Annotated in this window: 18 protein-coding genes and 1 pseudogene; 14 read left to right on the forward strand and 5 right to left on the reverse strand. The window is 74.4% G+C overall.

Annotation, left to right across the window (positions count from 1 at the left end):
* Positions 1-75: 75 nt before the first annotated feature.
* The 9 genes and pseudogenes from CRP52_RS19645 to CRP52_RS19685 all read left to right on the forward strand — a co-directional run bounded on the left by CRP52_RS19645 (position 76) and on the right by CRP52_RS19685 (position 12946).
* Positions 76-969: a biotin--[acetyl-CoA-carboxylase] ligase gene (locus tag CRP52_RS19645; RefSeq protein WP_097237593.1), complete on the forward strand. Its 894-nt coding sequence runs from the start codon at positions 76-78 to the stop codon at positions 967-969.
* 173 nt (positions 970-1142) lie between these two features.
* A complete protein-coding gene (locus CRP52_RS19650; protein WP_097237594.1) occupies positions 1143-2267 on the forward strand; it encodes an adenylate/guanylate cyclase domain-containing protein in 1125 nt (374 codons plus the stop codon).
* 384 nt (positions 2268-2651) lie between these two features.
* Positions 2652-3803 (forward strand): annotated as a pseudogene (locus CRP52_RS39685) (diguanylate cyclase domain-containing protein); the annotation flags it as partial.
* Between the two features lie 837 nt (positions 3804-4640).
* Complete coding sequence (locus tag CRP52_RS19660; protein ID WP_097237595.1) at positions 4641-5426, forward strand: hypothetical protein; 786 nt, start codon at positions 4641-4643, stop codon at positions 5424-5426.
* A 110-nt stretch (positions 5427-5536) separates the two neighbouring features.
* Positions 5537-7705: a hypothetical protein gene (locus CRP52_RS19665; RefSeq protein WP_097237596.1), complete on the forward strand. Its 2169-nt coding sequence runs from the start codon at positions 5537-5539 to the stop codon at positions 7703-7705.
* Positions 7702-9489: a hypothetical protein gene (locus tag CRP52_RS19670; RefSeq protein WP_097237597.1), complete on the forward strand. Its 1788-nt coding sequence runs from the start codon at positions 7702-7704 to the stop codon at positions 9487-9489. Before CRP52_RS19665 ends, CRP52_RS19670 begins: the two co-directional genes overlap by 4 nt.
* Before the next feature lie 69 nt (positions 9490-9558).
* Positions 9559-10242, forward strand: a complete 684-nt coding sequence (locus tag CRP52_RS19675) for a vWA domain-containing protein (RefSeq protein WP_097237598.1) — start codon at positions 9559-9561, stop codon at positions 10240-10242.
* A gap of 2 nt (positions 10243-10244) precedes the next feature.
* A complete protein-coding gene (locus tag CRP52_RS19680) occupies positions 10245-11303 on the forward strand; it encodes a protein phosphatase 2C domain-containing protein (protein ID WP_097237599.1) in 1059 nt (352 codons plus the stop codon).
* On the forward strand, positions 11300-12946 hold the full coding sequence (locus tag CRP52_RS19685; protein WP_097237600.1) for a hypothetical protein: 1647 nt from the start codon (positions 11300-11302) through the stop codon (positions 12944-12946). The genes CRP52_RS19680 and CRP52_RS19685 overlap by 4 nt, the downstream gene beginning before the upstream one ends.
* A 28-nt stretch (positions 12947-12974) precedes the next feature.
* Here CRP52_RS19685 and CRP52_RS19690 read toward each other — a convergent pair whose 3' ends face one another.
* From CRP52_RS19690 to CRP52_RS19700, 3 genes are all read right to left on the reverse strand, one after another.
* Positions 12975-13685, reverse strand: coding sequence for a Crp/Fnr family transcriptional regulator (locus CRP52_RS19690; RefSeq protein ID WP_257032672.1), 711 nt, complete (start codon positions 13683-13685; stop codon positions 12975-12977).
* Complete coding sequence (locus CRP52_RS38345) at positions 13682-14116, reverse strand: Pycsar system effector family protein (RefSeq protein WP_179852855.1); 435 nt, start codon at positions 14114-14116, stop codon at positions 13682-13684. Before CRP52_RS38345 ends, CRP52_RS19690 begins: the two co-directional genes overlap by 4 nt.
* A gap of 235 nt (positions 14117-14351) precedes the next feature.
* The gene (locus tag CRP52_RS19700) at positions 14352-14984 is read right to left on the reverse strand and encodes a TetR/AcrR family transcriptional regulator (RefSeq protein ID WP_097237602.1); all 633 of its coding nucleotides are present in this window, start codon (positions 14982-14984) and stop codon (positions 14352-14354) included.
* A 12-nt stretch (positions 14985-14996) separates the two neighbouring features.
* Here CRP52_RS19700 and CRP52_RS19705 point away from each other — a divergent pair, with 12 nt between their 5' ends.
* Positions 14997-16274 (forward strand): macrolide family glycosyltransferase, encoded by a 1278-nt coding sequence (locus CRP52_RS19705; protein ID WP_097237603.1) that lies wholly within the window; start codon positions 14997-14999, stop codon positions 16272-16274.
* Positions 16275-16379: 105 nt separating this feature from the next.
* Entirely contained in the window at positions 16380-17963 is a 1584-nt protein-coding gene (gene hutH, locus CRP52_RS19710; RefSeq protein ID WP_373560505.1) for a histidine ammonia-lyase, read from the forward strand.
* 44 nt (positions 17964-18007) lie between these two features.
* On the opposite strand, the gene CRP52_RS19715 is transcribed toward hutH, so the two are convergent.
* Positions 18008-18430 (reverse strand): hypothetical protein, encoded by a 423-nt coding sequence (locus CRP52_RS19715; RefSeq protein WP_097237605.1) that lies wholly within the window; start codon positions 18428-18430, stop codon positions 18008-18010.
* 239 nt (positions 18431-18669) lie between these two features.
* Here CRP52_RS19715 and CRP52_RS19720 point away from each other — a divergent pair, with 239 nt between their 5' ends.
* Both CRP52_RS19720 and CRP52_RS19725 read left to right on the forward strand, forming a co-directional pair.
* Complete coding sequence (locus tag CRP52_RS19720) at positions 18670-19539, forward strand: MurR/RpiR family transcriptional regulator (RefSeq protein ID WP_097237606.1); 870 nt, start codon at positions 18670-18672, stop codon at positions 19537-19539.
* A gap of 121 nt (positions 19540-19660) precedes the next feature.
* A complete protein-coding gene (locus CRP52_RS19725; RefSeq protein WP_097237607.1) occupies positions 19661-19978 on the forward strand; it encodes a hypothetical protein in 318 nt (105 codons plus the stop codon).
* A gap of 1 nt (position 19979) precedes the next feature.
* Here the strand turns inward: CRP52_RS19725 and CRP52_RS19730 are convergent, their stop codons facing one another.
* The gene (locus CRP52_RS19730; protein WP_097237608.1) at positions 19980-20552 is read right to left on the reverse strand and encodes a Uma2 family endonuclease; all 573 of its coding nucleotides are present in this window, start codon (positions 20550-20552) and stop codon (positions 19980-19982) included.
* 182 nt (positions 20553-20734) lie between these two features.
* Here CRP52_RS19730 and hutU point away from each other — a divergent pair, with 182 nt between their 5' ends.
* Complete coding sequence (gene hutU, locus CRP52_RS19735) at positions 20735-22402, forward strand: urocanate hydratase (protein WP_097237609.1); 1668 nt, start codon at positions 20735-20737, stop codon at positions 22400-22402.
* Positions 22403-22410 lie beyond the last annotated feature (8 nt).

Consider the following 22410-nt stretch of genomic DNA (forward strand, 5'->3'; position numbering starts at 1 on the left):
GTGTCGACGCGCGTTCTGGGGGACGATGGGGCGGCCTACGTCCCACGCCTGCGCCCACGTCCTAGGGTTGCCCCCATGGACGCACCCGACACCCCCCGCCGCAGTGGCCTGCGCGGCTTCGGCCGTACCGGACCGTCGCCCTGGACCGACCTGGACCGGCCGCCGCTGGACGAGGAGGCGCTGCGCCACGACCTGGTCGTTCCGGGCGGGCTCTGGACCTCCCTGGACGTGGTCACCGAGACCGGCTCCACCAACAGCGACCTCGCCGCCCGCGCCAGGGCCGGCGCCGCCCAGGGAGCGGTGCTGGTGGCCGAGGCGCAGAGCGCCGCCCGCGGGCGGCTGGACCGGCAGTGGACGGCCCCGGCCCGCTCCGGGCTGTTCCTGTCCCTCCTGCTGCGCCCCGAGGAGGTGCCGGTCGAGCGCTACGGCTGGCTGCCGATCCTGGTCGGGGTGGCCGCGGCCAGCACGCTGGACCGGGTCGCCGAGGTCGAGGTCGGGCTGAAGTGGCCCAACGACCTGCAGGTGGAGATCGACGGCGCGGAGCGCAAGATCGGCGGGATCCTCACCGAGCTGGCCGGCGGCGCGGTGGTCGTCGGCCTCGGCCTCAACGTCTCGCTGCGGGAGCAGGAACTGCCCGTCCCCACCGCCGCCTCGCTGGCGCTGGCCGGCGCCGCCACCACCGACCGGGGCACCCTGCTGCGGGCCCTGCTGCGCGAACTCGCCGTGCTGTACCGGGAGTGGACGGCCGCGGCCGGCGACCCGCACGCCAGCGACCTGCTGCGCGCCTACGTGGACCGCTGCACCACGCTCGGCCGCCCGGTCAAGGTGCACCTGCCCGGCGACACCGAACTGGTCGGCGAGGCGGTGGCGGTGGACGGCGACGGGCGCCTGGTGGTCCGTACGCCCGACGGCGCACGCCGGGCGGTCGGCGCGGGCGACGTCGTCCACGTACGCCCCGAAGCCCGCTGAACGGCAGTCTTCACCTCTCCTTGACCCGGGCTGATGCCCCGGATCCGGAGATTCCGTGCGAACATTCCACCTGGCAGCGGTGTGAGGCGCGCCACTGCCCGCACGGGTGGCGGGCGGCGGGCCCGGACAGGTAGGACACGAGGCGAGTGCGGCGACCGCACGGGGACGGACCGGTGGCAGAGGACGGCAGCAGCGGCGCGACGTCGGGTACCAACGACCCCACGGTCGCGCTCGAACTGGAACGCCTGATCCTGGACGCGCCGCGCCGCTACACCCCGTACCAGGCCGCGCGCGCCGCCGACGTCCCGATGGAGCTGGCCACCCGCTTCTGGCGCGCCATGGGCTTCCCCGACATCGGCCAGTCCCGGGCGCTGACCGACGGCGACGTGATCGCGCTGCGCCGGCTGGCCGGCCTGGTCGAGTCCGGCCTGCTCAGCGAGTCGATGGCGATCCAGGTGGCCCGCTCCACCGGCCAGACCACGGCCCGGCTGGCCGGCTGGCAGATGGACACCTTCCTGGAGAACCTCACCCAGTCCGTCGAGCCCGGGCTGACCCGCGCCGACGTCGCGTACCCGCTGGTCGAGCTGCTGCTGCCGGAGCTGGAGCAGTTCCTGGTGTACGTCTGGCGGCGCCAGCTGGCGGCCGTCACCGGCCGGGTGGTGCAGGCCGCCGAGGACAACGAGATCACCAGCGGGCGGCTGGCCGTCGGCTTCGCCGACCTGGTCGGCTTCACCCGGCTCTCCCGGCGGCTGGAGGAGGAGGAGCTCGGCGAGCTGGTCGAGACCTTCGAGAACACCTGCTCGGACCTGATCGTCGGCCAGGGTGGCCGGGTGATCAAGACCCTCGGCGACGAGATCCTCTACGTCTCCGAGGACCCGGCGACCGCCGCCGAGATCGCGCTCGGCCTGATCGAGGCGCTGGCCGAGGAGGACCCCATCCCGCCGCTGCGGGTCGGCATGGCCTTCGGCACGGTCACCTCGCGGATGGGCGACGTCTTCGGCACCACCGTCAACCTGGCCAGCCGGCTCACCTCGATCGCGCCCAAGGACGCGGTGCTGATCGACGGCGAGTTCGCCGCCGCCCTGGAGCAGAACGGCAGCGTCGCCCCGGCCGACTCGGAGGGGCCCGGCCTGGCCGAGGCACTGTCGGCCGCCGCCGGGATGCCCGCCTCCGGGCTGCCGATGCCGGGGCCGGACGCCGGGGCGCGGTTCCACCTCCAGCCGATGTGGCGCCGCCCGGTGCGGGGGCTCGGGCTGGTCGAGCCGTGGCTGCTCACCCGGCGGCTGAAGGCGGACTAGGCCCGCTTCCGGTGGGTACGTCCGCTGGGGGAGGTACCAGTGGGTGGTTCCGCTGGGTGCTTCTGGCGGGTGCGTCCGGTGGGTACGTCGGGTGGGTGCTTGCGGGGTCGTCGGGTGCCGAACGGTTGAAACCCGTACGTTCTGGAGCAGCCCGGTCCGGGCAAACGGGGCATAACCGAGCGAAACCGCCATAGTCTTGGTGCAAGCGACCGGTCGGGTGCGGCCGGCCGACGGGGGTCTGGCAGGACCGAGCACAGGGAGCGAGGCGAGCCGGTGAGCAGTGAGGCGATCATGACGGACCGCGGCTGCGACTGCGGCGGCTCGCGGCACCGCGACCCGCTGCCCGACCTGAGGCTGCAGTCCGTGGTCGAGCTCGCCCAGGACATGGCCGGCGCGCTCACCCCGCTGGAAGCCGTCCGGGCCGCCGCCGCCCGCGCCACCGAGGCGCTCGGCGCCACCATGGCCGCGGTCTCCGTCTGGGACCGCGAATCCGGCCGGCTGCGGGTCCTGGTCAACCACGGCGAGCTCGCCCCCGGCGAGGAGGAGCTGCCCGAGGACGAGTCCTACCCCGTCGCCGACTTCCCCGAGATCGTCACCTACCTGGACGAGCGCTGGACCACCGGGCGGCTGCCGCGCGCCTGGCTGCAGACCGCCGAGAACAGCGCGCCGCACCCCGGGCACGCACACCCGACCGCCGGCGCGTACTGCCAGGAACGCGCCGCCGCGCTGCGCCGGCGCGGGCGGGCCTGCTGCGTGGTCGCGCCGATCGTGCTCCACGGGCAGGCCTGGGGCGAGCTCTACCTCGCCAGGTCGGTCGGGATGCCCGAGTTCACCGAGGCCGACGCCGACTACGCGACCCTGCTCGCCGCCCAGGTCTCGGCCGGGCTCGCCCAGACCGAACGCCTCGCCGACCTGCGCCGGCTCGCCTTCTCCGACCCGCTCACCGGCCTCGCCAACCGGCGTGCCGTCGACACCCGGCTGGAGAGCGCGCTGGAGGCGCACAACCGGGACAACACCGTCGTCTCCCTGGTCGTCTGCGACGTCAACGGGCTGAAGCGGGTCAACGACCAGCTCGGCCACGAGATGGGCGACCGGCTGCTGGAACGGTTCGCCCACCAGCTCTCGCTGGCCGCCGCCAAACTCCCCGGCAGCCTCGCCGCCCGGCTCGGCGGCGACGAGTTCTGCCTGCTGGTGGAGGGGCAGAAGGCCGACGAGGTGGTGGCCGTCGCCGAAGAGCTCTGCGCCCGGGCCCTCGCGCTGTCCGAGGGCGAGGGCGTGGCCTGCGGCGTCGCCTCCACCGGGGACTCGATCGGGCCCGTCACCACCCCCGACCGGCTCTTCCGGCTCGCCGACGCCGCCCAGTACCGCGCCAAGGCCGCCCGGGCCGCCCACCCCGTCGTCGCCGGTCGCAGCCACGGCCCCGGCTTCTCGCCGGACCCCACCGTGCTGCTCGCCGACGCCGCCGACCCGCACCACCGGGCCGACGGGCGGCGGACCGGCGGGCGGATCGGCACCGGGGACCGGCGCCGGTTCCGCGGCGCCGCCCACAGCGCCGACCCGGGTCAGCTGCTCACCGCCGTCCTCGCCGCCCTCGACCGGGCCGCCGCCGCCCGGGTCGTCCACCCGGCCGACACCCTCGGCAAGCTGGTCGTCATCGCCGAGACCTCCGCCCGGCTGCTCGACGCCGTCGGCTGGTGGGTCTCCTACGTCCCACCCGGCTCCCACCTGATGCGCACCGCCCAGCACGCCGTCTACCGGATGACCAGCGGCCCCAGCAGCGCCCGCGCCGAGACCCAGCGGGCCCAGATCGAGGCCCCCGACGCCGTCTTCGACCTGCGCCACTACCCGATGACCCGGCGCGCCGTCCGCGGCGGCGCCTTCGCCCTCCGGGCCGGGGCGGCCGGCAACGACCCGGCGGAGGAGGCCATGCTCGTGGTCTCCGGCTACCGCGGCATGGTCGCCGCCGGCGGCCACAACCCGGCCGGCGGCTGGCTCGTCGAACTCTTCGCCGACGACGCCACCCTGCCCCTCGGCCAGGCCGCCTGCGCCATGCGCGCCCTCGTCGCCGTCGCCCTCTCGGGCGCGGCCTCGCCGCCGGTGGTCTGAGAGGTCTCTTCGGGGGCGCGGGCGAAAGGCACTGTGCGCCGGGGCGCACGCGGGGGCGTGCGTACGGGCGGGCACGGTCGGGGGGCGTAACGATCCGGACAAGGCCGAGCCGGTGCCCGGGCATCCTTCGTACCCTGGCCGATGCCCGCGACCTGCCACCTGGCGTGACGTCAGAAAGTGCCGTCTGTGCGCCATTTGGCGCAGAAGTGTGCCTCCCGGTGGCGTACCAATGGGGTACTGGTCGACGCCGAGCCGGGAGGAGCCGGGATGACACTGGCGGCCGTGCACCACTGGATCGTGGTGCTCGACATCGAGGGGTTCAGCACGCGGCCGAACCCCGTCCAGCGGTCGCTGCGGCAGGCGATGTACGAGGTGCTCCGGGACGCGCTGGCGGAGGCCGGTCTGCCGGACGGGGCCGTCGCCACCGAGGACCGCGGCGACGGAGTGCTGGTCCTGGTACAGCCGCAGGTCTCGCCGGTGCTGCTGGCCGGGGCGCTCGTCCGGGCCCTGGACGACTGCCTGGCGGAGAAGGCACGGATCTTCAACGAGGCGCATGCCCTGCGCCTCCGGGTCGCGCTGCACCAGGGGCTGGTCAGCGGCGACGCGGACGGCTGGTCGGGCGACGCGGTGAACTGGACCTTCCGGCTGGTCGACGCCGCGCCGCTGCGCGAGGTGCTGGCCCGGGCGGGCCGGGCCAACCTGGCGTTCATCGTCTCCGACGAGGTCTACCAGGCCGTGGTCCGGCACGAGTACCGCACCGTCGACCCGGCCGCCTACCTGCCGGTGGGCTTCGAGGCCAAGCACGGCATCCCCGCCCGCGGCTGGATCACCGTGCCCGGCTACCCGGCTCCGCCCGGGCTGGACGGGGGTTCCGGCCCCGGAACCGGGCTCGGTCCCGGCCCCGCCGCCGCTCCCGCCGCTCCCGCTCCCGCCCCCGGTTCCGGCGGGGCGCCGACCGGCGGAGTGGTCTTCCACGCGGGCGTGGTGCACGGGGACCAGGTGGCCGGTGACAAGAACGTCCACCACGCGCCGAACTCCCCGGGCCGTCGATGACGACGCCCGGGGACACGGGGCCGGCGGTAACGGGGGTTCCGCCGGTCGACGGGGGAGGGGGCCCCTCCGGCCCGGCGGCACCGCCCGCCGCCGGGCCGGACGGGGCCCCCGTGGACGGCCCGCCGGCCGGCGAGGGTGCCGACGGCGGGCCCTCCGGCGACGCCGGCGGCGAACGGCCGGAGGGCGGTTCCGCCCGCAGCGGCGCCGCCCGGGAGAGCGCGGAGGCCACCCAGTTCGCCCAGGGCATGCTGCGCCGCGACACCGTGCGCCATGCGCTGGCGAGCATCGACGGCGACATGGTCGCCGGGGACAAGAACGTCTTCCTGGTCGGCGGCGGCCGGGCGCCGCTGCGCCTGGTCTCCCCGCTGGTCCTGGAACGGGTGCGCAGCGCCTTCGCGGACCCGGCCGACTGGGACGAGGTGCGGGCCGACTTCGGCAAGCGGAGCCTGGCGATCCTGCGCGGCCCGGCCGGCTCCGGCAAGACCACGGCCGCGTTGCGGCTGCTGCTCGGCCGCTCGGTCGACCGGATCTACCACCTGGACCGCACCTCCGACCTCGGAGCGCTCATCGAGCGGCTGGAGGCCGACGCCCAGGACGGCCGGGGCGAGCCGGTCGGCTTCCTGGTCGACGAGCCGGGGGACTGCTCCACCCTGGACGGCCCGCTCCTCCAGGGACTGGACGGCGCCCTGCACCGCGCGGGGGCCCGGCTGGTCCTGACGGTCGGCCAGGAGAGCGGGCTGGTCGACTCCGAGGTCCTCGGCCACGTCATCGACCTGCCCGGCCCGCCGGAGCCCGCCCGGATCGTCCGCCGCTACCTGGACTGGCTGCTCGGCGAGCCCGCCGCCGCCCTGCTGCTGAGGCGCCAGGGCGTGGCGGAACTCCTGGACGAGCACCTCGGTGCGGACGGCGCCTGCCGGGCGGCAGCCGGACTCGCCTCCGCGCTGGGCGAGTCCGCCGAGTCCGCGGCCGGCGGCGTGCCCGACCTCGCGGTGGTCCGGGAGAAGCTGGCCCGGCGCGGTGCCGAGGACTTCGAGATCTGGGCCGAGAACCTCGAAGAGCCCTTCCTGCGCTGCTACGCCGTCGCCCTGGCGGTGCTCAACGGCCTCCCCCAGGAGGACGTCGCCGCGGCGGCCCGGGCGCTCCACCGGCGCCTGGACACCGAGGACTACACCGTCCTGGCCCCGGCGGACGGCCACCTGCCGCGGGTGCGCGAGCCGTACCGGGTACCGCGCCGGCGGCGGCTGGCCCAACTGCGCGCCCGGACGGTGCCGGTGCGGTTCTTCAGCGCCACCGGGCGGGTGCCCGCGGACGGCCTGGAGTACAAGGACCCGGGCTACCCGCGCCGGCTGATCGAGCACGTCTGGGCGGAGTACCCGCTGCAGGAGGTGCTGCTGGACTGGCTCACCGAGCTGGTCGCCGACCCGTCCGAACAGGTCCGCACGCACGCCGGGGTGGCGCTCGGGGTGCTCACCGACCGGTCCTTCCAGTACCTGCTGGACCACGTGCTCCACCCCTGGGCGGCCAGCCCGGACCGCCGTCGCCGCACCGCCGTCGCCCACGCTCTGTCGGTGAGCGCGAAGAACCCCGAACTGCTCGGCATGGTGCGGACCTTGGCCGCCGGCTGGTTCGCCGACGCCGACCGCCCGCTGGTCCAGGCGACCGCGGCCCGGGTGTACGCGCTGAGCCTCAGCGGCGCCGGGCCGCTGGCCGCGGTCGACGCCCTGGCCCGGCTCTGCGTGGTCGACCACATGCAGGTCGCCATCGCGGTCGGCGACAGCCTGACCGACATCCTCGCCGACGACGACCGGCTGTCCGCCGTGGTGCTCGGCCGGCTCTGCACGGCGCTGGCCGACCACCGGGCCCGCCCCTCCGTCCTGCTGGCCTTCCTCGCCGTCGGCGCCCAGTTGGTGGTGGAGACCGCGACGCTGCCGGAGCCGGCCGTCCTGCCGAACTGGCCGGCCCTGCTGGTACGGGCGGACCGGGAGCCGGTGCTGCGAGCCCCGTTCGTCGAACTGTGGCGCGCGGCGCTGAACGAGGCCGTCCACCGGTCCGCCTCCGAGTACGTGCTGCAGCTGTGGGCCCGGCTGGCCGAGGGCGACCCGGAGCTGCGGGTGGTCCTCGTGCGGATGGTCGGCGCGCTGGCGGACGGCGATCCGCGGACCGCCACCATCCTGCGCCGGCAGGCCGCCGACTGGGCGGGCGCCCACAGCATCTCCCCGCTGCCGAGGACCGCCGCCGCGGTCACGGCCGAACTGGACCGACAGGAGCGTTCGAGTTGACCCCCACCCTGCCGCTGATCATCAGCGAGGAGCCGGTGCCACGGGGGCTGTCCGGCCCGGTGAAGGCGCTGAAGCCGAGCGCCGCCGCGGTGTACGCCTCCTACGACGGTGAACTCGCCTGGTTCCAGGGCAAACCGCTGAGCTGGTCGCAGCAGTTCCTCGGTAGGTACCGGACCAGGTACGAGGTGGACCTCAGCGACCACCGGCGCACCGCGCACCTGAAGAGCTGGCCGCTGCCCTCCCAGGACCAGGCCCACTGCTTCGACGCCATCGTGGACGTGGGCTTCCGGGTCCACGACCCGGTCGAGGTGGTCCGGCGCAACGTGACCGACGCCCTGATCGTGGTCTACGGGCACATCGCCGCCGTGCTCCGGGGGATCGCCCGCGGCTACCCGATCGACCAGGCGGCCCTGGCCGAGCACCGGATGAACCAGGACTGCGCCCGGGAGATGGTGCTGTCGGAGGGCATCACCATCTACCGCTGCGTGGTCGACCTGCGCCCCGACGACGCGGCCCGCACCTACATCAGCAGCCTGACCAGGGCGGACCGGGAGCTGCGGCTGGCCGAATCGGCGCAGCTGCGGGCCGAGGCCGAGGCCCGGGGCGAGCAGGTGGTCGACCGGATCAGGCTGGACGGCCGGCTCGCCCGGGAGACGCAGGAGCAGCGGGTGAAGCTGGAGCTGCAGGCCGAGCGGCGCCGGCTGCTGGGCGAGGGCGACCTCGACATCGGCGGGCTGATCCGGCTGTTCGTGCTGGAGCACCCGGACCGGGTCGCCGAGGCGATCGAGATGCGCAGCCGCTGGGAGACGTCGCTGGTCGGGCGGCAGGAGCAGTTCGACGAACGCTCGGTCGAGGTCTTCAAGTTCATGGTCGCGAACGACCTCATCCAGCCGGCCGACGTGGAGGTGATCCGGCAGCAGGCGCTGCACCGGGTGCACGGCGCGACGCTCGCGGGCGGGGCGGTCACGGCGCTGCCGCCCGTGCGGTGGGGCGGTCCGGCGGGCTCTGCGGGCTCGGGCGGTCCGGGTGGTCCGGGCGCTCCGGACGGCTTCGCGGGGCCGAGTGGGCCGTCCGCGCTGGTGGGGACGGTGGTCGCGGACGCGCAGGGGAGCGGCACGGCGAACGGGGTGCTCCCGGTCTACCTCCTGATTGACGAGTCGGCGGCCGTCGCGGGCTGCCTCGACGGCCTCAACAACGCGCTGCGCGGCCTGCACTCGGCCCTGCTGACCCCGCCGGAGACGGCCGCCGGGCTGCGGATCTCGGTGCTCGGCGCGGCCGGGGACACCACGGCGCACCTGCCGATGTCGGCGGTCGAGTGGACGACCGTGATGCCGGAGCTGAGGGTGCGGGCCGGCGCCCGGCACGACCTGGCGTTCGAGCGGCTGCGCAGGCTGGTCCCGGAGGACCTGGCGCGACTCAAGGCCGAGCACCGGGTGGTCCACCGCCCGGTGCTGTTCGTGCTGTTCGGCGGGGTCTGCGAGGAGGGCGTGCGGTGGCGGGAGACGGTCAGGGCGCTGACCGATCCGGTGGCCAACCCCGGCCACCCGACGGTCATCTCGGTGGGCATCGGCCGGGCCGACGAGGCGGAGATCCGAGCCATCGCCCGCTACCCCGAACTCGCCTTCGTCGCCGAGCCCGGCCTCGACCTGGCCACCGCCGCCGAGCGGTTCGCCTCGCTGCTGCGCGACTCCGTGCTGTACCTGAGCCGGGGCCTGGCCGGCGGCCGGCCCGACCTGTTCATCGAGTGCCCGCCCGGCCTGCGCCGGCTCGGCGGCACCGGCTGAGCCACCCCCCCCACCCGACTGCTGAACCACACCCGAACGCTGAGCACCCGACGAAAGGCACTCCCGACCATGGCCGACAACCGTGGCAACCTCATCCCGATGTACGTGGTGGCGGACGAGTCCGGCTCGATGACACCCGTCCTCGGCGAACTCAACGCCGGACTGGCCTCGCTGCACCGCGCCCTGCTGGCCGAGCCGATGGCGGCGGCGAAGGTCAGATTCTCCGTCCTCGGCTTCTCCAACGGCGTCGACGTCCGGATGAGCCTGGCCGACCTGCGGCAGGAGGACGAGCTGCCGGTGCTGACCAGCACCGGCGGCGGGACGAGCTACCGGGCCGCGTTCACGGCGCTGCTCACCCGCATCCTGCAGGACGTGCAGGAGCTGAAGCGGGCCGGGTACACGGTCTACCGGCCCGCGGTGTTCTTCCTGAGCGACGGCCAGCCCAACAGCAACGAGGACTGGGCGAGCGTGCACCGGCAGCTGACCGACCGGTCCCGGCGGGACGTCGTGGCACCGAACATCGCGGCCTTCGGCATCGGTGCCGCCGACGCGTCCACGATCCTGAACGTCGCCACCGACCAGAACTACGCCTTCGTGCAGATCCCGGGCGCCGACATCGGCGCGGCGATCACCAAGTTCTGCTCGGCGCTGACCACGAGCATCGTCGCCTCCGGGATGTCGCTCGCCGCGGGGAACGCGGAGCTGGTGGTGGACAAGCCGGAGGGCTTCCGCATGGCGATCGACGTGGTGTGAGGATGGGCCCCGAGCACCGCGCGGCCGGCCCCGACGGCCGGGCCGCACTGCCTCCCGTCTCCCCGGCCGGCTACCTGCCCGCCCCGCTCCGGCCGTCGCACCCGCCGGCGCACTCGCCGTCGCACCCGCCGGGGGCGCCCGGCCGTCCGGTCGGCGACTCGGTGTACGCGCCGCCCTCCTCGGTCTGGGCGCCGGTCGAACTGGACCGCCCGGTGGACCGGTTCGAGCCCAGGCCGCCGTCCGGTTCCTCGTACCGGCCGGACACGGTCTTCGACGGATGGTCCGGCGAGCACGTACGGGTCCGGCTGGCCTCCGTCCGGGGCTACGCGCACCGGGGGAACGGCCGGCCGCGGGAGGACGACATCGCGGTCGCGCTGCACGGCTCCGGGACGCTGGTCTTCGCCGTCGCGGACGGCGTCTCCGGGGCCGAGCAGTCGCACCTGGGCGCGACCCTCGCCTGCCGGACGGCGGTGGACACGGTGACCAGGCAACTGGACGAGGGCTGCCGCCCGGACGAGCTCGACTGGGCCAAGGTGCTCAACCACGCCGCCTACCAGCTGGTCGCGCAGACGGCGAAGATCCTCGGCCTGGCCCGGGAGGACGCGGCCGCGGCCGAGCGCCTGATGGCCACCACGCTGGTGACGGGCGTCCTGGTGCCGGCCCGGCTGGGGCTGGACGTCCACCTGGTCTCCGCGGGCGATTCGGGGGCCTGGCTGCTGTCCGGCGGCGGCCACTACATGTCGGTCATCCCGGCCGAGCACGACGGCGCCGGCCCGGTGGCCTCCTCGGCGGTGGTGGCGCTGCCCCGGGTGCCCGCGAAGGTCAGGGTGCACACGGCCGCGATCTTCGGCTCGGACCGGCTGCTGGTCGGCACGGACGGCTTCGGCGGCCCGCTCGGTGACGGCACCGGCCCGGTCGGCCGGCTGTTCGCCGAGCACCTGGCGCCCTCGCTGGAACCGCGCGGCCTGGCCCACCTGCTGGACTTCTCCCGGGAGACCTTCGACGACGACCGCACCCTGCTCGTCGTCTGGCCCGCCTCCGCCGTGGAGGCCCGGCCGTGACGAAGGTCCGGGTCGAGAAGCTGACCAAGGGCGACAAGCTCGGCCAGGGCGGCCAGGGCACCGTCTGGGCGCTGCCCGGTCGGAAGATCAACGGCGAATGGCCGGTGGCGTACAAGGAGTACTCCGCCGTCTGCCGGGACGAACTGGACGGCCCGGCCCTGGACGCGATGGTGGAGTTCGTGCCCGGGCTGCCCACCGAGACCGGGCTCTGGCTGTGCGAGCGGCTGGCCTGGCCGGCGGCCGTGGTGCTGGACGACCGGGGGCGCTGCGGCATCCTGATGCGCCTGGTGCCGGACGGTTTCTTCATCGACTCGCCGCAGGCCGGGCGGAACCTCGCCGGCTTCCAGTTCCTGCTGAACGACGAGGGCTACCTGCGCCGGGTCGGGATCTCGATCACCGTCGAACAGCGGCTCCAGCTGCTGCTCGACCTCTCCCGGACGCTCGCCGGCCTGCACCGGCTGGGCGTCGTGGTGGGCGACCTCTCGCCGAAGAACGTGCTGTTCCGGCTGGGCGCGGAGCCGAGCTGCTTCCTGATCGACTGCGACGCGATGCGGGTGGACGGCCGGGACGCCCTCGACCAGCGGGAGACCCCGGACTGGAGCCTGCCGCAGGGCGAGCCGCTGGCGACCGGGCGCGGGGACTCGTACAAGTTCGGCCTGCTGGTGGTCCGGCTGCTCGCCGGGGAGCAGGACAGCCGGGACACCGGGGCGGTCGGCGCGCTCTCGGCGGACCTCGGGCGGCTCGCCGCCGCGGCGATCGGCACGGACCCCGCGCGCCGGCCCGAACTCGCGGACTGGGAAAGGCCGTTGCTGCGGGCGATCGAGGAGCTGCGGACGCCGTCGGCCCCCGACCCGGACGAGGTGGCGGCATGGATCGGCGCGACCCTGGCGGCGGGCGCGCAGCACCCGGCGCCGCCCCGGCCGCCGGGCACGCCTGCTCCCGCCCCGCCCGCCGCCACCCCGCCCGGGCCGGGCCGGGTGCTGGCGACGGTGGTGTTCGCGGGCCTGCTCGTCTGGGCCGGCGTCAAGGGGGTGTCCGCGCTCGGGGACGACTCCGGCACCGGCTCCGGGTCGAGCGGGTCCGCGCCGGCCGCCGTCTCCACGTACCGGTCGACCCCGTACGGGAGCGGCGGCACCAGCGGCGGGACGACCGGCGGCGGGACGACCGGCGGCAGCGGGACGACCGCGGTCGACCCGGTGAACCAGGCGAAGGCCATCGACCTGCTGCTGAACCGCAACGACGGCACGCGCAAGGTCGTCACCTCCGCCGTCCAGGCCGCGGACGGCTGCGGGAACACCGTCGACGTCCGGTACGGGGCCTCCCAGCTCCGCCAGGCGGCGGCCGGCCGGGACTCCCTGGTCGCCCGGCTGCAGGGGGTCGACACCTCGGCTCTGCCGGGCGGCGCGAACCTGGCGGCCCAGCTCTCCTCGGCCTGGACGGCCTCCGCCGCGGCCGACCGGGCGTTCGCGCGGTGGGCGGACGACGTGGCCGGCTGCGACGGCAATGCGCCGCACACCGCGGACTGGAACGAGGGGTACAACCAGAGCCAGGTGGCGACCGCGGCCAAGAAGGCCTTCGCGGCCGCCTGGAACCCGCTGGCGGACCGCTACGGGCTGGCCCACTGCGACCCGGACGCCATCTGACCGGGTGAGCCGCCGCAACGGTGAACCCCTAAGGCGGCAGCCGGCCTTCGGCGCGGGCCAGTTTCTCCAGCTCCGCCGGGTGCAGCAGCTCGATCTCCCGGCGCCCGGTGCGCAGCCAGCCGGCGTCCCGCCACTCCTCCAGCAGCCGGTTGACGGTCCGCCGGGAGCTGAGCACCAGGCCGGCCAGGTCGTCCTGGGACAGCGGCAGGGAGATCCTGACCTCGCCGGTGGGTGCCGGGTCTCCGTAGCGTTCGGCGAGTTCCAGCAGGAGGGCGGCCAGGCGCGGGCGGACGACGGCGGACCCGGTGGCCGCCCGCTGCTGGTCGGCGTCCCGCAGCCGGCCGGAGAGCACCTGCTGGAGGGCCTGCGCCACGGCGGGGTTGGCGTGCTGGACGGCGCCGAAGCGGCTGAGCGGGATGTGCAGCGCGGTGACCTCGGTCAGCGCGTGCAGGGTGGCCGACCGTGCACCGCCGTCGAGACCGGCCTGTTCGCCGAGCAGGTCGCCGTCGCCGCGGATGGCGAGGATCGCGCGGTAGCCGGCGCCCGACTCCACCAGGACCTTGACGCACCCGCGCTCGATCACCAGCAGGTGGTCGGAGTGCTCGTGCTGCTGGAGCAGTGCGGCGCCCGCCGGGTAGCGCACCCGGCGGGCGACGGCGGTCAGTTCGGCCCGGGCCGGGGCGTCCAGCAGGCGCCAGAACGGGATGCGTCCGCCCGACGCCGGTCCGGCCGGTCTCATCCCAGCAGCCCGGCCAGTGCGACCAGCCCGCAACCGGCGACGGCGAGCAGGAGGGACTGCCGGACCCGGCGGTCCTTGATCCAGATGATCCGGCTCATCTCCACCAACTGCCGGCTGAGCAGGGGGAGCAGGTCCGCGCCGTCCAGTTCGGCGGCGAGCCGGTCGGGCGTCCAGTGCCGGAGCTGGCCGTAGTAGACGAAGTTCGGCAGGTCGCTCTCCTGCTTGCCCCCGCCGCGCGGCACGACCACCGACACGGCGGCGACCGCGGCCAGCGCGAGGACGGCCACGCCGAGCCAGAAGGCCGTCGCGGGCAGGGCGCCGGAGGTGCGGCCGAGGCCGGTGCCGGTGCCGGACAGGGCGACGATCGCGCCGAGTGCGGCGGACTCGATGGTGAGCGCGAAGGAAGCCTTGGAATCGACCCTGCCGGTCACCTCGGTCAGCGAACCATGGATCTGCCAGGCGGTTTTGACTGCTTCTTCGTTCGACACAGGCCCCCCGGACGACCGTTCTGGACGGTTCCCGGACGGTCGGCTTCGGCCCCCGGGCTCCCGCCGGTCCAGCATAGCCACGCGGTGCCCGCCGGGGGCCTGGATCGGCCGGGAGCGGGCCCGAACTCGCCTTTCCCGTGGGGGAGGTGTGGTTGGTAGGGCGGGTGGGCCCACTGGGTCAGGCCTCGTGGGCGGCGGTGGTCGGGGGCGGGGCGAGGGCGCGCAGGGCGGCGTCGACCAGGCGGTCGGCGTGGGCGTGGGTGAGCGGGCCGAGGCGGTACTGCCAGCGGTAGTAGAGCGGGCCGTAGACGAGTTCGACGGCCAGGTCGAGGTCGGCGTCGGGGGCGATCTGGCCGGCCTCGCGGGCGCGGCGCAGGCGGTCGCGGGTGACCTCCAGCAGGGGGTCCAGCAGGCGGGTGCGGTACTCGGCGTGCAGCGCGGGGTCGTTGAGGATCTCGGCGACGATGGCGCGGTAGGTGCGGTCGGCGCCCGGGTCGGTGAGTTCGTCGCTGGTGGGGCGCAGGACGGCCCGGAGGTCGGCGGCGAGGTCGCCGGTGTCGGGCAGCGCGAGGCCGCCGTCGTGCTCGCTGACGGCGAGGAAGGCGTCGAAGACGACGGCTCCCTTCGAGGGCCACCAGCGGTAGATGGTCTGCTTGCCGACGCCGGCCCGGGCGGCGATCGCCTCGATGGTCAGCTTGCCGTAGCCGACGTCGGCGACGAGTTCGGTGGCGGCGGCGAGGACGGCGGCGCGGGCGCGCTCGCTGCGGCGGGCGGGGTCGGGGGCGGTTCTGGACGCGCTTGTGGAGGCCATGGGAAAAAGTCTATGCGAAACAGCGAGACGAGACGTATTGTCTTTTCAAGACGTTGCGAGACGCTACGTCTCGTCTCATTCGCTACCCCGGAGGTGCCCGTGCCCCGCCCCGCCCACATCCTGATGGTCTCCGTCCCCGCCCACGGGCACGTGAACCCCAGCCTCGCCGTGGTCGCCGAGCTGGTCGCCCGGGGCCACCGGGTCAGCTACGTCAACGACCCCTCCTTCCGGGAGATCGTGGAGTCCACCGGCGCCGACTTCGTCCCGTACCCGACCGCGCTGCCGCTCGCCGGCGACCCGAGCGGCTGGCCGGAGGATCCGGTGGCGATCCAGGAGGTGTTCCTGGACGACACCCTGGCGATGTGGCCCGTCCTGCTGGAGGCCTTCGAGGACGACCGCCCCGACCTGGTGCTCTACGACATCGCGGGCTTCGCCGCGCGGGCGCTCGGCGAGCGGCTGGGCGTGCCGGTGGTGCAGCTGTCCTCCACCTTCGTCGGCTGGGAGGGCATCGAGGAGGACCTGGCCGCGGTCTTCGAGGCGATCCGCAGCGGCCCGGGCGGCCCCGAGCACTACCGGCGGTTCGCCGACTGGCTGGCCGAGGCCGGCGCGGTGCAGCGCGACGTGGAGGCCTTCAAGAACCGCCCGGAGCGGGCGATCGCCCTCGTCCCGCGCGCCCTGCAGCCCAACGCCGACCGGGTGGACGAGCGGCGCATCACCTTCGTCGGGCCCTGCTTCGGCGACCGGGCCCACCAGGGGCAGTGGCAGCGCCCGGAGAGTGCCGAGAGGGTGCTGCTGGTCTCGCTGGGCTCGGCCTTCACCCACCACCCGGCGTTCTACCGGGCCTGCATCCGGGCCTTCGGCAACCTGGCGGGCTGGCACACCGTGCTCCAGATCGGCAAGCACACCGACCCGGCCGAACTCGGCGAGGTGCCGGACACCGTCGAGGTGCACCGGTGGGTGCCGCAGCTGTCGGTACTCGCCCAGGCGGACGCCTTCGTCACCCATGCGGGCATGGGCGGCTCCAGCGAGGGGCTGTTCCACGCCGTGCCGATGATCGCGGTGCCGCAGGCCGTCGACCAGTTCGCCAACGCGGACGCCCTGGTGGGCCTCGGCGTCGCCCGCCGGCTGGACACCGAGCAGGTCACCGCGGAGGCGCTGCGCGCCGCCCTGCTGGAGCTGGTCGACGATCCGGCGGTGGCCGAGCGGCTTCGGGAGCTGTCCGCCGCGGGCCGGGCCGAGGGCGGCACCGCGCGGGCGGTGGAGCTGATCGAGGCCGAGCTCGTCCAGTAGCCGGGGGGTCGGGGGCTGCGGCGTGCGGCGCGGATCCGGAGGGCGGAGAATCCGGATGACGAACACCTGTTGTCATATCTTCATTCACCTGATGTGATGGTGTATATGGATATGCACAGTGCTGTGGCCCCCGACGCTCCGCTGGTCCTGGTCGGCAAGGCCGACGTCAGCGCCGACGACGTCCTGGCCGTTGCCCGGGGCAACGCCCGGGTCGAGATCGGTCCCGACGCGCAGGCCGAGATGGCGGTCGCCCGCGCCCGGATCGACGCCCTCGCGGCCGAGCCGCGCCCCGTCTACGGCGTGTCGACCGGCTTCGGCGCGCTCGCCGTACGGCACATCAGCCCCGAGCTGCGCGCCCAGCTGCAGCGGTCCCTGGTGCGCTCGCACGCCGCCGGCATGGGGCCGGCCGTCGAGCGCGAGGTCGTCCGCGCGCTGATGTTCCTGCGGATGAAGACGCTGGCCTCCGGCCGTACCGGCGTGCGCCCGCTGGTCGCCGAGACCATCGCCGCCCTGCTCAACGCGGGCATCACCCCGGTCGTCCGCGAGTTCGGCTCGCTCGGTTGCTCCGGCGACCTCGCGCCGCTGTCGCACTGCGCGCTGGTGCTGATGGGCGAGGGCACGGCCACCGGCCCGGACGGGGTCGAGAAGCCCGCCGGCGAACTGCTCGCAGCCGCGGGGATCGAGCCCGTCGAACTGCTGGAGAAGGAGGGCCTGGCCCTCATCAACGGCACCGACGGCATGCTCGGCATGCTGGTGATGGCCATCGCCGACCTCCAGCGGCTGTTCACCACCGCCGACATCACCGCCGCCATGACCCTGGAGGCGCTGCTCGGCACCGACAAGGTGCTCGCCCCCGAGCTGCACCTCCCGATCCGCCCGCACCCCGGCCAGGCGCTCAGCGCCGCCAACATGCTCGCCGTCCTCAAGGACTCCGGCCTCACCGGCCACCACCAGGACGACGCGCCGCGGGTCCAGGACGCCTACTCGATCCGCTGCGCCCCGCAGGTCGCCGGCGCCGGCCGGGACACCCTGGCCCACGCCCAGCTGGTCGCCTCCCGCGAGCTGGCCGCCTCGGTCGACAACCCGGTGGTGCTGCCCGACGGCCGGGTCGAGTCCAACGGCAACTTCCACGGCGCCCCGGTCGCCTACGTGCTGGACTTCCTCGCCATCGCCGCCGCCGACCTCGGCTCGATCTCCGAGCGCCGCACCGACCGCCTGCTCGACAAGGCCCGCTCGCACGGCCTGCCGGCCTTCCTGGCCGACGACCCGGGCGTGGACTCCGGCCTGATGATCGCCCAGTACACCCAGGCGGCGCTGGTCAGCGAGAACAAGCGGCTGGCCGTCCCGGCCTCCGTCGACTCGATCCCCTCCTCCGCCATGCAGGAGGACCACGTGTCGATGGGCTGGTCGGCCGCGCGCAAGCTGCGCCAGGCCGTCGAGAACCTCGGCCGGATCCTGGCCGTCGAACTCACCGCCGCCGCCCGCGCGCTGGAGATCCGCCAGCAGGCCGACTCGTCCGGCCGGATCGCCCCGGCCACCGCGGCCGCGCTGGCCGCCGCGCGGGAGGCCGGGGTCGGCGGCGCCGGCCGCGACCGCTTCCTCTCCCCGGACCTGGAGGCGGCCGCGGCGCTGGTCGCCACCGGCGAGCTGGTGCGGGCGGTCGAGCAGGTCACCGGCCCGCTGGCCTGACCCGTCGCCCCGGGAGCACGCCCCCGGGCGCGGGGCGGCCGGGCTCAGTCCCAGTCGCCCCGCGGCCGGCGGTCCTCGCGGGACCTGCGCTCGCCGAACGCGGCGGCGAAGTTGACCCCGACGATGCCCGCCCAGCAGACCAGCAGGCCGGCGAAGCCGCCGTTGCCGGGGCCGGACGCGATCGCGGTCAGCGGGATGCCGAAGGCCATCGAGGCCACGGCGAGCCCGGTGCCGGAGCGCTTGCTCCACCCGTGGTGGCGGGGGCGCTGGTGGCGCTCGCGGTACGGGTGCGGCTCGTAGCCGTCCAGCCGCTGGGCGACGGAGCGCTCGACCCGGGCGTCCAGACGGGCGTCGAGGCGCTTCATGAAGGAGTCGACCAGCTCGTCCTCGTACTCCTTGCCGAGCTCCTTGCGGGCCTGCAGGGTGGCGTCGAGGTCGCGCCGCAGGTCGTCCTGGCGAGTGTCCATGGGGTACAGCGTGGCCCCGGCCGCGGTACCCGGTCCATCCGTTCGCGGGGGGAATCCGGGCGGGCTCAGGGTGAAATCAGGGTTACCCCGAGTCGGGCCGGGCCCGCCGGCCCGGGGGCGGGCCCACCGTCCGACATCCGGGACGTCTCATGGAGCGTTCCGCCGTACGAGACGTCTTTGCCAGGCGCGGCGCGCTGCTGCACAGTCGTCGTCCGAACCGCACGCATCCGGAGGTACTGATGACCGCCCTCGACGAGACCGGCAGCGTCGGACCCTCCGCCCGGCTGCTCCAGCTGTTCGAGGGGCACCGGCTGACCCCGACCCAGCGCCGGATCGCGCACTCGCTGGTGCGGCACGCCACCGAGGCGCCGTTCCTGTCCAGCGTGGAGGTCGCCGAACTCGCCGGCGTCAGCCAGCCCTCCGTCACCCGCTTCGCCGTCGCGCTCGGGTACGACGGCTACCCGGCGCTGCGCAAGCAGCTGCGCGAACTCGGCGGCGGAGAACCCGCCGCGCCGGAGACCCCGGACGACGCGGTGCGCAACGAACACCAGCAGGCCGTGCTCGCCGAGATCGAGCACCTGCGCCACCTCGCCGAACTCCTCGCCGACCCGGAGCCGATCATCCGGGCCGCCCGGCTGCTCGCCGCCTCCCGCCCGCTGCCCGTCCTCGGCCTGCGGGCCGCCTCGGCGCAGGCGCGCGGCTTCGCGTACTTCGCCGCCAAGGTGCACCCGGACATCCGGCTGCTGGACGAGGGCGGCAGCATGCTCGCCGACCGGCTGGAACAGGCCGCGGCGGCGGGCGCGACCGCTCTGCTCTGCTTCGCGCTGCCGCGCTATCCGCGGGAGCTGATGGACGCACTGACGGTGGCCCGCGAGTGCGGGCTGACCGTGCTGACCGTCGCCGACAGCGCCTTCGCGCCGGTCGCCAAGCTGTCCGACCTGATGCTGCCGGCCGCCGTCGGCACCGGGTTGGTCTTCGACACCGCGTGCGCGCCGATGATGCTCGGCCGGGTGCTGCTGCAGACCATGTGCGACGAACTCCCCGGCGCGGAGGCCCGGTTGGAGTCGATCGAGCAGTCGGCCGCGGCGCGCGGGCTCTTCTTGGAATAGGCACAGCCTGGAATAGGCGCAGCCTGGAACAGGCGCAGCGTGGAGTAGACGCAGCTTGGAGCGGCGGCGGGGGAGTAGTCGACACGAACCCGGGCATCCCCTACGGCAGGGGGTGCCGCCCATGCGCGTGATCCACGAGATGAAGTTCGTCGCCCGCCTCTCCTCGGGTGCCGACGAATGGTCCTGCCCCGCCTGCGGACGCCGCGTCACCCTGCGGCGGCTGCCCGACCCCGAACTGACCGTCCTCGATCCGGGCGACGAGTCCGCCGTCCACGTCGGCGTCATCGAACCCGACGGCCGGGCCGCCGCCGAACGCTACGGCCTCGGCCCCGTCCAGAACATCCCCCGCCCGCCGGCCCCACCCACCCCCGACGCCGACGACCGCCGCTGGCTCGCCGAGATCGGCATCGACTGGGACGGCGGCGACGCGGCGGCGTGACTCAGCCGCGGGGCGCGTAGAGCGGAAGACCGGAGGTGTCCAGCTCGGCGGGCAGCGGCGAGGGCAGCGGAACGGGCTCGCCGTACTTGCCGTGCAGGACGCCCTGGTACTCGCCGTCGCGGGGGTGGGTGTGGAGTGCCCAGGCGCCCTTGCGGGGGTCGACCGCGAGGAGGACCGGTACGCCTGCGAGCGCGTACCAGCTGGTCTTGGCGGCGATGAGGCTGATCCGCTCGGAGGTCGAAATGACCTCCACGGCCAGCTCGACATCGTGCGGGTCCGCCAGCCATTCGTCGTCGTCCTCCCAGTCGCGCGGCAGAACGACGAGGTCGGGTGTCGCGTAGTCCTCCGCATTGTCGGGCATGGCGATCGACGAGACCTCGTAGGCGCCGAGACCCGTCGGGAGCCCGGCGTCGAGCTGGCGGGACAGGCGCTTGGTGGTCCCCGCGTGCTTGCCGCGGGGTGTCGGGGGCATCACCAGGGTTCCCCCGATGATCTGGACGCGTAGTCCCGTGCGCCGCTCGATCTCCTCCGCCACATCCCGGAGTCTGCCGGGCCGCACGGTGATGGCCGTCATCGTGTCCCCCGCTCCTTGGCGCTGGGCCGAGTGGCTGGTGTTCGCCGGGTTCAGGCTAGCGCGCCAAGTCGGCCGGTGCCGTGGCTGATCGGATTGATTCGGGGTCTGGTCGAAAGCCGGTTGTTTAGTTATATTCAACCGAACCGAGCTTGAATGAATCCATCCGCAGAGAGGCCGGGACTATGGTGCAGCAGGCGAGCGGGCCGCGCGAGGTGCGCGCGGCGCGTGGGACGGGGCTGACGGCGCAGGGGTGGCAGCAGGAGGCTGCCCTGCGGATGCTGATGAACAACCTCGACCCCGAGGTGGCCGAGCACCCGTCGAAGCTGGTGGTGTACGGCGGCACCGGCAAGGCCGCGCGGGACTGGCGCTCCTTCGACGCCATGGTGAAGACGCTGGAGGGCCTGAAGCAGGACGAGACCATGCTGGTCCAGTCCGGCCGCCCGGTCGGCGTCATGCAGACCCACGAGTGGGCGCCGCGCGTGCTGATCGCCAACTCCAACCTGGTCGGCGACTGGGCCAACTGGGAGGAGTTCCGCCGCCTGGAGAGCCTCGGGCTCACCATGTACGGCCAGATGACCGCCGGCTCCTGGATCTACATCGGCACCCAGGGCATCCTCCAGGGCACCTACGAGACCTTCGCCGCCGTCGCCAACAAGCGCTTCGACGGCACGCTGGAGGGCACCATCACCCTCACCGCCGGCCTCGGCGGGATGGGCGGCGCCCAGCCGCTGGCCGTCACCATGAACGGCGGCGTGGCGATCTGCATCGACTGCGACCCGTCCCGCATCGCCCGCCGGATCGAGCACCGCTACCTGGACGTCGAGGCCAAGAACCTCTCGCACGCCCTGGAGCTGGCCACCGCCGCCCGCGACAAGAAGCAGCCGCTCTCCATCGGTCTGCTCGGCAACGCCGCCGAGCTCTTCCCGCAGCTGCTCGCGATGGACGCGCCGATCGACATCGTCACCGACCAGACCAGCGCCCACGACCCGCTCAGCTACCTGCCGATCGGCGTCGACTTCGACGACATGGCGGACTACGCGGCCGCCAAGCCCGCCGAGTTCACCCAGCGCTCGCGCGAGTCGATGGCCAAGCACGTCGAGGCCATGGTCGGCTTCCAGGACCGCGGCGCCGAGGTCTTCGACTACGGCAACTCCATCCGCGGCGAGGCCCAGCTGGCCGGCTACGACCGCGCCTTCGCCTTCCCCGGCTTCGTCCCCGCCTACATCCGGCCGCTGTTCTGCGAGGGCAAGGGCCCGTTCCGCTGGGCCGCGCTGTCCGGCGACCCGCAGGACATCCACAAGACCGACAAGGCCGTCCTCGACCTGTTCCCGGAGAACGAGTCGCTGCACCGCTGGATCAAGATGGCCCAGGAGAAGGTGCACTTCCAGGGCCTGCCCGCGCGGATCTGCTGGCTCGGCTACGGCGAGCGCGACAAGGCCGGCGAGCGCTTCAACGACATGGTCGCCTCCGGCGAGCTGTCCGCGCCGATCGTCATCGGCCGCGACCACCTGGACTGCGGCTCCGTCGCCTCCCCGTACCGGGAGACCGAGGCGATGCTCGACGGCTCGGACGCGATCGCCGACTGGCCGCTGCTCAACGCCATGGTCAACGTGGCCTCCGGCGCCTCCTGGGTCTCCATCCACCACGGCGGCGGCGTCGGCATCGGCCGCTCGATCCACGCCGGCCAGGTCACCGTCGCCGACGGCACCGCGCTGGCCGGGGAGAAGATCCGCCGGGTGCTCACCAACGACCCGGGCATGGGCGTCATCCGGCACGTGGACGCCGGCTACGACCGTGCCGACGAGGTCGCCGCCGAGCGCGGGGTCCGCGTCCCGATGGGTGAGCTGTGACGGCTCCT

The organism is Streptomyces sp. 1331.2 (assembly GCF_900199205.1).
Taxonomy (GTDB): domain Bacteria; phylum Actinomycetota; class Actinomycetes; order Streptomycetales; family Streptomycetaceae; genus Kitasatospora.